Genomic DNA, 232 nt, shown 5'->3' with positions numbered 1-232 from the left:
GATCTATTTCACCCGTGAATTAGGATTTTCTACTAAAGAGTGGGCGCCTATCTGGGGCGTATTTCTCCTGGTTCAACCAATAACCAATGTGCTTTGGGGCATTATTGGCGGTCGTATTGGCTGGATTTTTCAGATGCGCTGGTTTGGTTTCTTCGGTTGCACGATTACCACTGCCGCTTTCTATTTTTTACCCTCATTTTTCCCAGGTAATCTGGCGTTAGCCATTGTCTGC

General features: G+C 45.7%; 1 pseudogene. It reads left to right on the top strand.

The window, feature by feature from the left end:
- Positions 1-232: pseudogene (locus KVT28_RS27130) on the top strand (cytochrome C biogenesis protein CcdA); the annotation flags it as partial.

The organism is Pantoea sp. GbtcB22 (assembly GCF_019091025.1).
Classification (GTDB): domain Bacteria; phylum Pseudomonadota; class Gammaproteobacteria; order Enterobacterales; family Enterobacteriaceae; genus Pantoea; species Pantoea leporis.
The sequence above is the reverse complement of the archived record's forward strand: the minus strand, read 5'-3'. Positions and strand labels throughout refer to the sequence as shown.